The 13,739-nt window shown below is 52.8% G+C and carries 12 protein-coding genes and 1 tRNA gene; 6 read left to right on the top strand and 7 right to left on the bottom strand.

Features of this window, described 5'->3' with window-relative positions; translation table 11 throughout:
• Positions 1-6: 6 nt before the first annotated feature.
• Positions 7-1,323 carry a PTS sugar transporter subunit IIC gene (locus FD737_RS04345; RefSeq protein ID WP_160832805.1) on the bottom strand — a complete coding sequence of 439 codons (1,317 nt, stop codon included), beginning with the start codon at positions 1,321-1,323 and terminating at the stop codon, positions 7-9.
• The gene (locus FD737_RS04340; RefSeq protein ID WP_034824314.1) at positions 1,323-1,643 is read right to left on the bottom strand and encodes a PTS sugar transporter subunit IIB; all 321 of its coding nucleotides are present in this window, start codon (positions 1,641-1,643) and stop codon (positions 1,323-1,325) included. Before FD737_RS04340 ends, FD737_RS04345 begins: the two co-directional genes overlap by 1 nt.
• Before the next feature lie 295 nt (positions 1,644-1,938).
• Between FD737_RS04340 and FD737_RS04335 the strand changes: the two genes are divergently transcribed.
• From FD737_RS04335 to gap, 3 genes are all read left to right on the top strand, one after another.
• Positions 1,939-2,961 (top strand): LacI family DNA-binding transcriptional regulator, encoded by a 1,023-nt coding sequence (locus FD737_RS04335; protein WP_160832804.1) that lies wholly within the window; start codon positions 1,939-1,941, stop codon positions 2,959-2,961.
• 51 nt (positions 2,962-3,012) lie between these two features.
• Complete coding sequence (locus FD737_RS04330; protein ID WP_097116820.1) at positions 3,013-3,990, top strand: GlxA family transcriptional regulator; 978 nt, start codon at positions 3,013-3,015, stop codon at positions 3,988-3,990.
• Between the two features lie 78 nt (positions 3,991-4,068).
• Positions 4,069-5,079, top strand: coding sequence for a type I glyceraldehyde-3-phosphate dehydrogenase (gap, locus tag FD737_RS04325; RefSeq protein WP_160832803.1), 1,011 nt, complete (start codon positions 4,069-4,071; stop codon positions 5,077-5,079).
• A gap of 66 nt (positions 5,080-5,145) precedes the next feature.
• On the opposite strand, the gene phoA is transcribed toward gap, so the two are convergent.
• Positions 5,146-6,552 carry an alkaline phosphatase gene (gene phoA, locus FD737_RS04320; RefSeq protein WP_160832802.1) on the bottom strand — a complete coding sequence of 469 codons (1,407 nt, stop codon included), beginning with the start codon at positions 6,550-6,552 and terminating at the stop codon, positions 5,146-5,148.
• Positions 6,553-6,797: 245 nt separating this feature from the next.
• On the opposite strand from phoA, the gene FD737_RS04315 reads away from it, so the two are divergent.
• Positions 6,798-6,885, top strand: a tRNA-Ser gene (locus tag FD737_RS04315).
• 64 nt (positions 6,886-6,949) lie between these two features.
• Here FD737_RS04315 and FD737_RS04310 read toward each other — a convergent pair.
• The gene (locus FD737_RS04310; RefSeq protein WP_160832801.1) at positions 6,950-7,825 is read right to left on the bottom strand and encodes a LysR family transcriptional regulator; all 876 of its coding nucleotides are present in this window, start codon (positions 7,823-7,825) and stop codon (positions 6,950-6,952) included.
• Between the two features lie 93 nt (positions 7,826-7,918).
• Between FD737_RS04310 and FD737_RS04305 the strand changes: the two genes are divergently transcribed.
• Both FD737_RS04305 and FD737_RS04300 read left to right on the top strand, forming a co-directional pair.
• Entirely contained in the window at positions 7,919-8,932 is a 1,014-nt protein-coding gene (locus FD737_RS04305) for a nitrilase family protein (RefSeq protein ID WP_160832800.1), read from the top strand.
• Positions 8,933-9,023: 91 nt separating this feature from the next.
• Positions 9,024-9,893 carry a hypothetical protein gene (locus FD737_RS04300; RefSeq protein ID WP_160832799.1) on the top strand — a complete coding sequence of 290 codons (870 nt, stop codon included), beginning with the start codon at positions 9,024-9,026 and terminating at the stop codon, positions 9,891-9,893.
• A 71-nt stretch (positions 9,894-9,964) separates the two neighbouring features.
• Here the strand turns inward: FD737_RS04300 and phoH are convergent, their stop codons facing one another.
• From phoH to efeO, 3 genes are all read right to left on the bottom strand, one after another.
• On the bottom strand, positions 9,965-10,753 hold the full coding sequence (gene phoH, locus FD737_RS04295; protein ID WP_034824330.1) for a phosphate starvation-inducible protein PhoH: 789 nt from the start codon (positions 10,751-10,753) through the stop codon (positions 9,965-9,967).
• Between the two features lie 574 nt (positions 10,754-11,327).
• The gene (gene efeB / locus FD737_RS04290) at positions 11,328-12,608 is read right to left on the bottom strand and encodes an iron uptake transporter deferrochelatase/peroxidase subunit (RefSeq protein WP_097116814.1); all 1,281 of its coding nucleotides are present in this window, start codon (positions 12,606-12,608) and stop codon (positions 11,328-11,330) included.
• 2 nt (positions 12,609-12,610) lie between these two features.
• Positions 12,611-13,729 (bottom strand): iron uptake system protein EfeO, encoded by a 1,119-nt coding sequence (efeO, locus tag FD737_RS04285; RefSeq protein ID WP_097116813.1) that lies wholly within the window; start codon positions 13,727-13,729, stop codon positions 12,611-12,613.
• Positions 13,730-13,739 lie beyond the last annotated feature (10 nt).

Below are 13,739 nucleotides of genomic sequence, written 5' to 3'. Positions count from 1 at the left end.
CTTGCATTACTTCATCTCCTCAGCCAGTTGTTCCTGCGCCATCTCTTCTTCCTGCGCAAGCAGTTGGCGTTCATACATTTTGAAGAACGGGTAATAAATCAGCGTGGATAAACAAATCAGGAACGCGACTAACACCACTGCGCGCCAGTCCCAGCCGGTTGACCAGGCGGCACCAATCGGTCCCGGCGTGGTCCAGGGTGCCAGTGAAATGACGTGGTTGATCAGGTTGGTACGGGTGGCGGTCCAGGCGATAACCGCGTTGATCAACGGCGTGGTGATAAAGGGAATAAACAGCAGCGGATTCATCACCACCGGTGAACCGAAAATAATCGGCTCATTGATGTTAAACATACCGGGTACAAAGCCGAGGCGGCCGATGGCGCGCAGATGCGCGGAGCGGCTGCGCAGATAGAGAATCACCAGGCCCATGGTGGCACCCGATCCGCCTACGGTGATGAAGAACTGCCAGAATGGCTCGATAAAGATTTTAGGGATCTCTTGCCCGGCATTTAACGCTTCCTGGTTCAGCCCCAGATTGCTCAGCCAGAATGCCTGCAGGATGCCGCCGACAATCGCCGCGCCGTGAATGCCGGCGAACCACAGCAAATGACATAGCAATACGGCGATAAGCACCGCAGGCAGTGAATCGGCTGCTGAGATAATTGGCGCAAACACTGACATGATGGCCTGAGGAATCAACAGACCAAAGTGGCTCTCCATAAACAGGTTCAGCGGGTAGAGCGTCAGGAAAATCACCATGATGGGGATCAGCAGGTCAAAGGACTGACGAATCTTCGGCGGCACCTGTTCCGGCAGTTTGAAACCAACGTTGTACTTCACCAGCCAGTGCATCACTTCCGTGCAGTACAGGCTGATCAGGATGGCGGTGAATATCCCTTCCCCACCCAGCGAAGCGACGGACAATGCGCCGTTCTTTTCCGGTGCAGCCACCACCAAAAAAGTCATCAGCGACAGCAGCGCCGCCATCAGGCCATTCAGTTTGTAGCTTTGCGCCAGATTATAGGCAATCGCGCCGGTGATGAACACCGCCATGATGCCCATCGTCATGTTGTAGGGCATCATCAGCTGGTCGTTGTACTGCTTCACCATGCCCAGCCACCACTGGGCGAAGCCCCATTGGCTGTCCTGACTGAAAGGAGGATGTGAGAACAGCAGCATGAATGAGCCGACAATCAGGAACGGCATTGAGGCAATAAATCCGTCCTTGATCGCCACCACATGCCGTTGCGATGAGAGTCGCGCAGCAATCGGACTGATGCGGTTTTCAATCACACCAAATAAGGAGTCAGCCAGTGTACTCATCATGCCCCCTTATTAGCATCAATCAGGGCGAGCGCCGACTTCAGGATCTTTTCGCCATTTAACATGCCGTAATCCATGGTATTAATGACGGTGACCGGTTTGTGATACTCCTGCGCCTGACGTTCGAAATCTGCCAGCTTATATTTGATCTGTGGGCCTAGCAGACAACAGTCATACTCGGCGATTTTTTCACTGAACTCTTCCATGCCAACGGCATCAATTTTGGCTTCTAAACCCAGCTGCGTAGCGGCTTTCTGCATTCTTTGTACGACCATGCTGGTTGACATACCTGCGGAACAACACAATAGAATTTTCACCATGACACCCTCCATTTTTTTTTAAATAATTACGCGCCGAGAATCGTTTCTGCAACCGGTTACAGATTCAATTTGTTCTTTTTGTGATCCATAACTCAAACCGTCAAACCTTATTTAAAGAGTGAAAATATGATTAATCTGAGACCGGTTTCATATTATTTTTATGTTAGCCTTTTAAATATGTGATGAAATCGGATGATAATGAGAAAAAACGTTATCGGTTAGAAGAGCCTCACTCTGCGGTTTTCAGATTGAGCTTTTGCGCTACAATGCGCGAGAACGCTGAGAAGGAAGATAAATGACGACAATGCTTGATGTCGCAAAACGCGCAGGTGTGTCAAAAGCCACGGTGTCACGGGTGCTGGCTGGCCATGCTTATGTGTCTAAAACGGTGCGGGATCGGGTGATGCTGGCCATAGATGAGATGGATTACCGTCCTAATCTGCTGGCACGAAGTCTTGCGACCAACCGTTCGCACAGTATTGGTCTGATGGTGCCCAACACACTTTACAATGGTCCCTTTTTTACCGAGCTGTTATTCCAGGCCGCGACCATGACGGAAAAACTCGGTTCACAACTGGTGCTGGGCGATGGTAAACACAATGCGCAGCAAGAGCGCGAGACCATAAACTTTTTAATCGATAGCTATTGCGATGCCGTGATCATCTATCCGCGCTATTTAAGCGTGGAAGATATTGATGCACTTATTCCTGGAATGAGTAAGCCGTTAATCGTGTTAAACCGCCGTTTGAAGCAGCATCCGCAATATTCGGTGTGTGCTGACCACGAAAATGACACCCTCAACGCGGTGAATCATTTAATTGCTCAGGGCCACCGCGAGATCGCTTTCATCAAAGGGATGGGTAGCTCTCACACCGGATTAAGTCGTCTGAAAGGCTATATTTCATCGTTGATGGACAATGGCATTGAATACGACGAAAACCTGATGCTGGACGGCTGCTGGACCAGCGCCAGTGGGCAACTGGCGGTTGAAGCACTGTTACGTCGTAAAGTCAGATTTTCCGCGATTGTCGCCAGCAATGATGATATGGCAATTGGCGCCGCCTGCGCCTTGCACAACGCGGGTTTGCGCATCCCGCATGACGTCTCCTTGCTGGGCTTTGATGATATCCCGGTTGCGCCCTATCTCCTGCCGGCGTTAACCACGGTGCATGTTCCGGTTGCTGAGATGGTGTCGAGCGCATTAACGCAACTGTCTAAAATGCTGGATGGCGAAAGCGTGACGGCGCAGCCACTGATGCCGGGCCGACTGGTGCTGCGTAATTCGATCACCCAGGGACCGTATTACCAGCAAAAATAACGGCGCCGTGCGATAATCTGGCTTATTTTGCCACGATGAGCATTTTACGCCATGAAGCACTTTCTCGTTATCGTCCCCGATGGCGGCATGTTATTTGAAGCCGCCGGTATTGCCGACATCCTGATGCACGCCAACCTGCACCTGCCCGTTGGCGTTGATCAGCCACGTTATCGCGTCAGTATCGCCACCACGCAGCCGCATCAGGTGATCCATGGTCAGTCGGGCCTCAACCTGCTGGCTGACCTGAAGCTGGCCGAATTAGATCCCCGCGCCGCCTGGGACACCATCATGATTACCGGACGCGGTGACAGCGTTGAAGAGGGCAATATGGTGGTGGATTTCATCAGGCTGGCGGCTCCGCAGGCTCGGCGTGTGGTGTCAATTTGTGGTGGCGCGATGCTGCTCGCTGAAGCCGGTTTGCTGGATGGACGCCGCGCCACGTCACACTGGCGCCTGCTGGAAACCCTGCAAACCCGCTTCCCCCGTGTTCAGGTGGAAGGGGGTCCGCTGTATATTCAGGATGGTCCTATCTGGACGTCCGGCGGCGTCAGCTCCGGCTTTGATCTCACGCTGGCGCTGGTTGAAGAGGATTTTGGTTTCAGCGTGGCACGCGATATCGCTCAGGATATGGTGATGTATTTGCGTCGCCCCGGCGGACAGATGCAGTTCAGCCGCTACCAGCTACAACAAACCAGCACCGGCCCGATCCACGATCTGCAAAGCTGGATACGCGCCAACCTGGCGAAAGATCTGTCGGTTGAGAAATTGGCCGAACGTGTCGCCATGAGTCCACGCAATTTCACCCGCGTATTCACCCGTGAAACCGGTGCGTCACCGGCGCGCTATGTCGCAGAAGCGCGACTGGCCGCGGCACGAGAACTGTTGGAACAGAGCCGCGCGACGCTGGAACGCATCGCCCTCGACACCGGGTTTGGCAGCAGCATCAATTTGCGCCGCAGTTTTGAGCGCCAGCTGCATCTCACTCCGGGTGAATATCGCCAACGCTTTCACTGCCGTAAAATGGCGTAAAGTGATCCTTTTTTGTCGTTTACGCCAATCACGCATCGTCCTACATTGACTGCAACCACTTCGGATAAGGAGTCAATGATGATTAAGATTGGCATTAACGGCTTTGGCCGTATCGGACGTAACGTGTTCCGCGCCGCACTCGGCAGCAACGATATTGAGATTGTGGCGATTAACGATCTCACCGACAGCAAAACGCTGGCGCATCTGCTTAAACACGACTCATTGTTAGGCAGACTTCCTGCAGAAGTTGAGGCCGGTGAAGGTGAGCTGCGCATCGATGGTAAGCCGGTGCGGGTGTTCAGCGAACGCGACCCGGCCAATATCCGCTGGCGTGACGTGGGTGTTGATATTGTGATTGAAGCCACCGGCTTCTTCACCGAGCGCGAGAAAGCGGCAGTGCATATCACGCACGGCGGCGCAAAAAGAGTGATTATCTCCGCTCCTGGTAAAAACGATGATTTGACGATTGTGCTGGGCGTGAACGATCAGCGCTACGATCCCCAGCAGCATTTCGTGGTGAGTAACGGCAGTTGCACGACCAACGGCCTCGCGCCAGCCGCGCAAGTATTGCATCAGGCATTTGGTATTGAGCATGGTCTGATGAATACCACTCATGCTTATACCAATAGCCAGGTGCTGCACGATCAGCCGGAGAAAGATCTGCGCGGCGCGCGCGCGGCGGCGCTGTCAATCGTGCCTTACTCCAGCGGTGCGGCTAAAGCGCTGGGCCGTGTCATCCCGGAACTGGATGGCCGTCTGACGGGGTATTCACTGCGCGTGCCGGTGCCAGTGGTGTCGATTGTGGATCTCACCGTGAGGCTGAAGCGTGATGTGACGGCAGAAGAAGTGAACAATGCATTTAAGGCCGCCGCCGCTGAAGGTCCATTAAAAGGCATTCTGGGATACAGCGATGAGCCACTGGTCTCCAGCGATTATCAGGGCGATACACGTTCATCGATCATTGATGGGCTCTCTACCCTGGTGATTGGTGGCAACCTGGTCAAAATCCTCGCCTGGTACGATAACGAGTGGGGCTTCTCAAATCGTCTGGTGGATTTAGCGCGCTTAATGGCGCAGCGCGGATTGTAATTCGCACCAATCTGCAGCCAAAAAAATCCCCGCTGATGCGGGGATTCTCGTTGCTGCCGGGCGTGGTTACTTAATGCCCATCGCATCCTTCAGCGTAAAGAACAAGTCCGTCTGATCGGTCAGGCCCACCACGTTAGCCGCATAAGGACCATAGGCCGCGATGCGCAACTGTGTGCCGGTATGCCCCTGAGAATCCTCTTCAGAGTTACCATAACTGATGGTCATGACCGCACCATCTTTGGTGTTCACCGCCTGGGTCAGGCCTGGGGCTTTGCTGCCATTTTCAATAATCTGGCTGCTATGCGCATGGTCTGCCGTCACTACCACCAGCGTGTCACCGTGTTCACGTGCAAAAGCCAGCGCCTGCTGCACGGCCTCATCCAGATCCACCGTTTCGCCAATCTGGCCGCACGGGTTCGCCGCGTGATCCTGTTTATCTATTGAAGCCCCTTCTACCTGCAGGAAGAAGCCTTTCTCATTGGTGCTCAGCAGATCAATCGCCTTTTTGGTCATCTGCGCCAATGTTGGTGTTGATGCCGGGCGATCTTTATTGACTTCACAGGTCACCACCGGTTTATCGATATTGCCGTGATAGCTGGCTTTCGGTCCCTGCCAGCGAACCGGCATATTGCCGTCAGAGAACAGCCCGAGCACCGGCTTCGTCTGATCGGCCTGTTTAATTGCATTCATGCCATCAAGGTTATCGACCAGCTGGAAGCCCAGTGCCTGAGCCTGCTCGCGCAGGGTTTTACCCTGATATTCACCCGCTTTGGCGCTTTCAGAGAACGATTTCGCCCCGCCGCCAAGGGTGACATCTGGACGGGTTTTCAGCATCTGCTCGCTGATGGACCCTTTACCGCCCTGCTCCAGCGCATTGGTGGGACACAGCTCGCTGGTTTTCTCCGGGCCATAACATTTACGCGACGTGACATGCGCCATTAAAGCGGCGGGCGTGGCATCCTGCAATTCTGCAGTCGAGACGTTACCGGTGGCTTTCCCAGCGGCTTTCGCCAACTCCAGAATGGTGACCTGATCCTTGCCATTAACGTCTACGCCGATGGCGCCGTTATAAGATTTGGTGCCCGTCGCCCAGGCGGTCGCGGAGGCAGCCGAATCGGTCACGTAATTCGGTTTGTGAGTTTTCTTGTCTAACGAGTAGTGGGTGTACTGACCGGTTAACGGCAGCGCATCAATGCCTGGGAAGAAACCACCCGCGCCCATCGCCTGATTTCGTGCGGCGGTGATTTCCGAGTCACCCATGCCATCGCCGATCAATAAGATGACGTTTTTGGCCGTGGTATTAACGAGTGAGGCTTTCAGCGCTTCCGTCTGGTCGCTGCTGAGGCGGCGCGCGCCACCGTGTTCGGTGATATCACCGGTGGCGGCGCGGCTATACGTTGTTGTGTCTGCCACTGCTGACGTCGCGATGAGTGAAGCCAGCAGAGAAACCGTGAAAAGAGGTATGTGTTTCATTTATAAGCATCCTTATCAGTAAATATAACCAAATGTTTCCGCAGACAAGTCTGCGACAGTCTGGTGACACTTTTGTGGCAGAGAAGGAATAATTTGATGACAGAACACGCTGTTCGGCGAGAGATGCAGCAAGCTGCACAGAGCTTAAGCGGATAGAACAAAAGGAGAAAATAGGGCTTGACCGTATTCAGGTAACTCCCTATAGTAGCGCCCCGTTGACCCAGTGCGGTTGGCAGAAAAAATGTGGTGAGATGTCCGAGTGGCTGAAGGAGCACGCCTGGAAAGTGTGTATACGGCAACGTATCGGGGGTTCGAATCCCCCTCTCACCGCCATCATTTTGAAGAAGAGCCTGAACGAAAGTTCAGGCTTTTTTTTGTCTTCAATTCAGCCACATCGTTAATTTATCTGGCCATCTTCCATTACCATCGCTAAAAACTTGTCTCTTAGCGGGTCCTTAATATGACCATTCCACGCCAAACCGGTGTGCCATTGGGTATGCTCGCCTTCCAGAAGCAATAGTGTGACGCCTACAGGCAGGATGTGTTTCACACTCGCCGGCAGTAACGCCACACCATCACCAGCGGCCACCAGCGCCAGTAACGTCTGAATATCATCAGCAGCCGACACCGTGCGCGGCGTGAGGTTTCTTGCGGTCAGGAATTGATCGGCCTGCGTAGTGAGCCCTTCGCCCCGCTGAGGTGCCAACTGTAAGAGTTGATGATTTTCAATAACCTGTGTTGTTTCTAAGTGACTCGATAATTGATCAGCGGCTACCGCCAGCACTAATTGTTCCGTATCCAGACTGTGACTTTGCAGTGGTTCAGGCACGGGTAAGCGCACAAATCCCACCTGCAGTCGTCCTTCAGCAAGCCATTGGGTCTGAACCGCCGAAGGCATATCGTTGAGCGAGACCTGTACGCCGGGATAACGAACGCGAAAGGCAGCGACACGTTTGGCAGCAAAAAGATAAGAAGAGATGCCAAAACCCAGAGTGAGTTTTCCTGAATCCCCTCTTTGGATCGCCGTCACGTCAGCGAAAAAATCCGCATAGCGCTCCACTGCCTCGCTGGCAGCCGCTAACAATTGATCTCCCGCCACCGTTAACCGCGCACCATGCCGTCCGCGATGAAATAACGTCACACCAGAAAGGTGCTCCAGTGTCTGGATCTGTTTCGAGAGTGCGGGCTGGGTGATGCAGAGCTTATTGGCCGCCGAGTGGTAGGTGCCTTCTTGCGCCAGCGTCACAAAGGCGCGTAACAGTTTAATATCCATTCCAATCGGTTATCAAAGTGGGAGAAGTTGTGATTATACACGGTGGTTTTCCCTCTGGTGAAATAGCGACCTGGTTCCTTTTGGAGAATCACCATGGAACATTCACTTCGCGTTGCCACCGTGCAGTTTTGCCATCGCGCCAGCGACAAAGCTTACAATCTTTCCGTGATGGAGCGCTTTATCGCGCAGGCCGCACAAGAAGAAGTCAAAATATTAGCCTTTCCTGAAATGTGCATCACGGGTTACTGGCATGTGCCGGATCTGCCCATTACAGAGGTCGAAGCCCTGGCCGAGCGCACGGAAAACAGCCCGTCACTGGCGCGTATCGCGAGCCTGGCGGAAAAGCATCAGATGGCGATCGGCGCCGGCTACATCGAAAAGCATGATAATGGACTGCTCTACAATGCCTATGCGGTCTGCATGCCGGATGGCCAACGCCATGTACATCGTAAGATCCATGCTTTCGAACATGCGGGCATCGCCCAGGGAAATGAATTCACCGTGTTTGACACGCCATGGGGGGTGAAAGTCGGGATTCTGATTTGCTGGGACAATAATTTAACCGATAACGTCCGCATCACCGCGCTCATGGGAGCCGATATTCTGATTGCCCCGCATCAAACAGGTGGCACCCATTCACGCAGTCCCTTTGGTATGAAACCCTTTCCGGTGAGTCTGTGGGAAAACCGAGAAAGCGATCCCAGCGCACTGGAAATCGCTCTGGCTAGCGACAGCGGTCGAGGCTGGTTGATGCGCTGGCTGCCTTCGCGTGCGCACGATAACGGTCTTTTCGTCCTGTTCAGTAATGGCGTCGGACTGGATAACGGCGAGATCCGTACCGGCAATGCGATGGTGATTGACCCCTATGGCCGCATCGTTAACGAAACCACTTCCTTCAGGGATACGCTGGTGAGTGCCGACCTGGATCTCTCGTTACTGGCGATGTCTACCGGACGCCGCTGGATCCACGGTCGTCGCCCGGAGCTTTATCAACTCCTGTGTGAACCTCAGGGCTATGAGCGTGATGCACGTACTGCACGGTTCTCCGAAGATGTTCCTGAGTTCGATCACAAAATGGCGCGTAAAACATTTTTGGATAAAAAATAACGCAGCATGAGGAGTAAACCTTTCGCTTTTTATGAATATCGACACTGAAGACGCCTGGGGAAGTTAATACTAATATAGGGAAAAACAATAAATGAAGGGATTTATGCATCATGGCATTTTTATCTGCGCCATGACATTCACCTCGTTAGCTGAAGCGGTAATAGAAATTCCGTTTAAATTCGATGAGAGTGCAGTACCGATTGCAACACTGAATATTAATGGTCAGGATGGCGAGTTCATGCTTGATACCGGCTCCGCATTTGCTTTCCATTTTGATCAGTCATTTATACGACAGGTGCCCTGGTTAAAACCCCTAAAGGAGAAAGTGCGCACCACCGATCTGACTGGCGAAGTGTTCCTGCATGATAAATTCATGTTCCACCATGTTTACGTCAATGGTATGAACTTTGAGAATGTTGAAGGGATTTCCCTGGTTCCATGGGGGCTGACGCTGCAGCCTGACGGCAAACGTCCGGAAAGTATGGTTATCGGATTGGGGCTATTCCGGCAGAAAGCCCTGCTCATCGATTATCAGCATCGCCTTTTTTCCGTTGCTGATCGGCTGGACGATTTCAATATCGATCGTCAGCAATGGTTAACGCTGCCGTTAACCTTAACCCATGAGGGTATTATCATTGAGGCAATGAAGAATAATGAAACCTTTAATATGCTGCTGGATACCGGTGCATCACACTCAATGCTGTGGAGTAAACGTTTAAATAGAACAGAGAACGTTTATCCCTGCAAAGAAGTCATCGACGAATTGGATTATGAAGGCTGCCGGGCGACTCAAATTAATATCAAAAACGCGACATCCGGGGAAATAGATATCGATGTCGTGCTATTAGATGATGTTGACTCGCGAATGGCAGCGGAGGGTTTATTAGGCACCGATTTCTTACAGCACCATCTTGTTCTGATCGATTTTCCTAACCAGCAGTTATTCATTGAACCAGGCTAAGTAGCAATAAAAAAACCCGGCTTGCGCCGGGTTTTGCTTCGCTACACTCTCAATCAACTACGACTCAATGGTTAACCGTAAGCCAGCAGCGTGCGCTGGCAAAGTGCCGAACGGACGCAGTCGTTTTTGTCGAAACGCACCACACCAATCATCTCGTCTTCTTCGAAACGCGCCAGCGCATCAGCAAGACCGGATTTGACATGGGACGGCAAGTCACACTGGGTGATATCTCCGTTGACGATAACCGTCACGTTCTCGCCTAAGCGTGTCAGGAACATCTTCATCTGTGCCGCAGTGACGTTTTGTGCCTCATCAAGGATCACTACCGCATTTTCAAACGTACGTCCGCGCATATATGCGAAGGGCGCAATCTCTACCTTGGCAATTTCAGGCCGCAGGCAGTACTGCATAAAAGAAGCGCCGAGACGTTTAACCAGAACGTCGTATACCGGTCGGAAATACGGGGCGAACTTCTCGGAAATATCCCCAGGAAGGAAACCGAGGTCTTCATCCGCCTGCAGAACCGGGCGCGTCACAATAATCCTTTCGATATCCTTATTGATCAGGGCCTCAGCCGCTTTGGCTGCGCTAATCCAGGTTTTACCGCAACCGGCTTCACCGGTGGCGAATATCAGCTGTTTCGTTTCTATGGCATTAAGATAGTGCGCCTGAGCTTCATTTCTGGCTTCAATCGGGCCACGATCGCGTGAATCACGCGCCATACCAATTGAGTCCAACCCACCCATCTGCACCAGCGAAGTGACCGATTCTTCTTCGCGCTGACGGTGACTGCGAGAATCACTACGAACGACTCTTCTTGCTTCACGACGCGCTTTGATCACTGCTTTCTGTCTTCCCATAGTGGCACCTTACAGTTGGTTTCATTTATCGCGGCGGATCACCCGCGGCGATGACTTGAACGCTTTAGAGGTTTGTTTGGCTTCCTTGTAAGCCGGGTCTGGCCATTGAAAATAGTGTGCAACAACGACGAAGCGCTGAAGCGCACCGGTAGAGAATTGGCGTTAGTTCGGAAACGATAATTGAAAAGTGAAGAGGATACTTTGGAGGGAAGAAATCCCCCGCAGTGTACTGCGCTAGCTGAAGTGTATTTAACTGTCCATAGAAGGACCGGGTCATGCGCGAACTCCAGTGGACTTAGCCACACAACTGACAACGCTTATGAGTAAAGTGCATCATATTAACCTTGCTTTGCAACAGTATTTTTACGTCACGACAAAGAAAAACAGATAAGCGAAGCACGAGAATTTTCGTCTTAAATTAAATTATCTCGCATTTTCAGTTAGATGGATTATTTGACGTGCGACGAACTTTTTCGGAACATTCGGAACAGGAAGCGACCAGGGGAAAGTTTACGGTCGGTGAAAAAAGCGCCAGCGCAACCTTATCGCTGTGCTGGCACGGTGCGTTTATTAATCAGGCCTGCAGTAAAGGCTGGCCAAGGTAATGTTTTTCGTCAGGGACGCCGGGCAAAACGAAAAAGTATCCGCCGCCAATCGGACGAATATATTCTTCCAGCGCTTCGCCATTGAGACGTTTTTGCACGGTGATAAAGCCTTTGGCTAAATCATGCTGATAGCAAACGAACAAGAGTCCCATATCTAGCTGCCCCGAACCGGTAATCCCTGAGGAGTAACTGTAACCCCGGCGCAGCATTAAACTGCTGTCGGTTTCCGGCGTGCGTGGGTTAGCGAGACGGATATGCGCATCCAGCGCGATGACATCGCCATCCGGGTCTTTGCTGTAATCCGGCACGTCATGTTCCTCTTTCATGCCCAGCGGCGCACCGGAAAGTTTCTCACGACCGAATATCGTTTGCTGTTCACCCAGTGGAGTGCGATCCCACATTTCAACGTGGAAACGAATGATACGCACCGCCTGATAACTGCCTCCCTGCGTCCATGCGGGTTCTTGTTGATTTGCAGTGACCCACAGCAACTGATCCATCAACGCAGGATTATGCGTGTCAGGGTTAGCGGTGCCATCTTTAAAGCCCAGCAGATTGATCGGCGTTTCTTTACCGTGACTGCGTGCGGCGTGGTCGGCGATAAAGCCGTCGCGCCGCCAGCGCACGGCCAGCAGATCGGGCGTGTACTTAATGATGTCGCGCAGTGCGTGTATCACCGTATCTTGCGTATTGGCGCAGATTTGCAGCAGAAGATCGCCGTGACACTGATCGGCATCCAGCGAATCGTTGGGGAAGCGCGTCATGCTTTGCAGTTGCGTCGGTTTGTGTGCACTCAAACCAAAGCGCTCATCAAACAACGAGGTGCCCACGGACAGCGTCATGGTGAGATTATCGGGTGCGATATCGGCGCCAAGAATGCCGGAATCCATTGGCGGCAGCTGCGGGTTGGTGACAACTGGCGCGGCGCCTCCTTTTGTCAGGAAAGCGAAGCGCGCTGTTAGCAGACGGAACAGACGCTCGAGGTCACTTTTATCACTGGCTAAGACGTCAAAGGCCACCAGCATCATCGAAGCTTGCTGCGGGGTGATAATGCCAGCCTGATGCGGGCCGTAGAAAGGTTGCGCTTGCTGGCGCGCATCGGGTGCAACCGTGCCAGGAGAGAAGCTGTCAGCCGCGGCTGCCGTATGGAATGGACAACCGCCACTCAGGGCGGCCGCGCCGCCCAACATACCTAACCCCTGCAATAAACGACGACGCGACGGCTCTGCCGCGTCATTTTTATGGCTCATGATTAGTCGAGACCTAAAGTTCCGCGCAGCAGGGAGAGATCTTCCGCCAGAGTGGTGATCGGCCCTTTCAGCGCATTGCGGTCAGCGGTAGTCAGTTTCTCGTAAGATTCGAAACCGTCTTTGGTGCGGTATTTGCTGAGGATGCTGTCGACTTTCTTAAAGTTAGCATCGACTTTCGCCAGCAGCTGCGGGTTAGCTTTTTGCAACTGTGGACGCAGCAGATCAACGATTTTCTGTGCGCCGTCGATATTAGCCTGGAAGTCGGACAGGTCGGTACGGCTGTAACGATCTTCTTCACCCGAGATTTTGCTGGCCGCCACTTCTTCGATCAGGCCAGCTGCGCCACCGACCACTTTCGCCGGAGGGAAGGCCAGTTCACTGATGCGGGTCTGCAGATCCAGCACGTCCTGATTCAGCTTAGTCGCAAACTCTTCTGCACCTTTGGTGGTTTTGTCGGCCCAGAGGATTTTTTCGATGCGGTGGAAACCGGTGAATTTCGGATCATCCGCTTTTTTCTCGAAGTCATCTTCACGGGCATCGATGCTGCTGTCCAGATCGGAGAACAGTTCTGCAATCGGTTCGATACGTTCGTAGTGCGCACGGGTTGGTGCGTACAGCGCTTTGGCTTTTTCCAGGTCGCCCGCTTTAACCGCATCGGTGAAGGCCTGAGTGCCCGCCACCAACTCTTTGACTTCGCTCATCACGTAGGTTTTGTAGTCTGTGATTGGGCCAGCCAGCTGCATGATGTCGGTTTTACCTTTGGCAGCGGTTTTCGACTCACCCGATACCACCAATTTGCCTTTCGGGTTGGTCAGCAAGCCACAGGTCATGTCATATTCGCCCGCTTCGAGGTTCGCAGTCAGTTTCTGGCTAAAACCCGGCGCGATGTTTTCACGCTCTTCTACCACCATCACCCCTTTCAGGATTTCCCACTCCAGCGCTTTCTGGCTGTTGTTTTTAATGATGAACTGGGTTTTACCCGCCTGCACATTGAGTGACATCGGCTCACACTGTTTGTCAGTGACGGTAACCGTGACTTGCGGGATGGATGCAGCAGATGCGGCGCCTGAGAGAGCCAGCATTGAAACCAACAGCGCCTTACGGCGGAAGCGAATCGTCATAGTGATATCC

Source organism: Pantoea sp. Seng (assembly GCF_009829935.1).
In the GTDB taxonomy this organism is placed as follows: Bacteria; Pseudomonadota; Gammaproteobacteria; order Enterobacterales; family Enterobacteriaceae; genus Pantoea; species Pantoea communis.
The sequence above is the reverse complement of the archived record's forward strand: the minus strand, read 5'-3'. Positions and strand labels throughout refer to the sequence as shown.

Excerpts from the sequence above, each read along its gene's own strand:
- FD737_RS04345 (WP_160832805.1), bottom strand. The coding sequence starts at position 1,323 with ATGAGTACACTGGCTGACTCCTTATTTGGTGTGATTGAAAACCGCATC.
- FD737_RS04340 (WP_034824314.1), bottom strand. The coding sequence starts at position 1,643 with ATGGTGAAAATTCTATTGTGTTGTTCCGCAGGTATGTCAACCAGCATG.
- FD737_RS04335 (WP_160832804.1), top strand. The coding sequence starts at position 1,939 with ATGACGACAATGCTTGATGTCGCAAAACGCGCAGGTGTGTCAAAAGCC.
- FD737_RS04330 (WP_097116820.1), top strand. The coding sequence starts at position 3,013 with ATGAAGCACTTTCTCGTTATCGTCCCCGATGGCGGCATGTTATTTGAA.
- gap (WP_160832803.1), top strand. The coding sequence starts at position 4,069 with ATGATTAAGATTGGCATTAACGGCTTTGGCCGTATCGGACGTAACGTG.
- phoA (WP_160832802.1), bottom strand. The coding sequence starts at position 6,552 with ATGAAACACATACCTCTTTTCACGGTTTCTCTGCTGGCTTCACTCATC.
- FD737_RS04310 (WP_160832801.1), bottom strand. The coding sequence starts at position 7,825 with ATGGATATTAAACTGTTACGCGCCTTTGTGACGCTGGCGCAAGAAGGC.
- FD737_RS04305 (WP_160832800.1), top strand. The coding sequence starts at position 7,919 with ATGGAACATTCACTTCGCGTTGCCACCGTGCAGTTTTGCCATCGCGCC.
- FD737_RS04300 (WP_160832799.1), top strand. The coding sequence starts at position 9,024 with ATGAAGGGATTTATGCATCATGGCATTTTTATCTGCGCCATGACATTC.
- phoH (WP_034824330.1), bottom strand. The coding sequence starts at position 10,753 with ATGGGAAGACAGAAAGCAGTGATCAAAGCGCGTCGTGAAGCAAGAAGA.
- efeB (WP_097116814.1), bottom strand. The coding sequence starts at position 12,608 with ATGAGCCATAAAAATGACGCGGCAGAGCCGTCGCGTCGTCGTTTATTG.
- efeO (WP_097116813.1), bottom strand. The coding sequence starts at position 13,729 with ATGACGATTCGCTTCCGCCGTAAGGCGCTGTTGGTTTCAATGCTGGCT.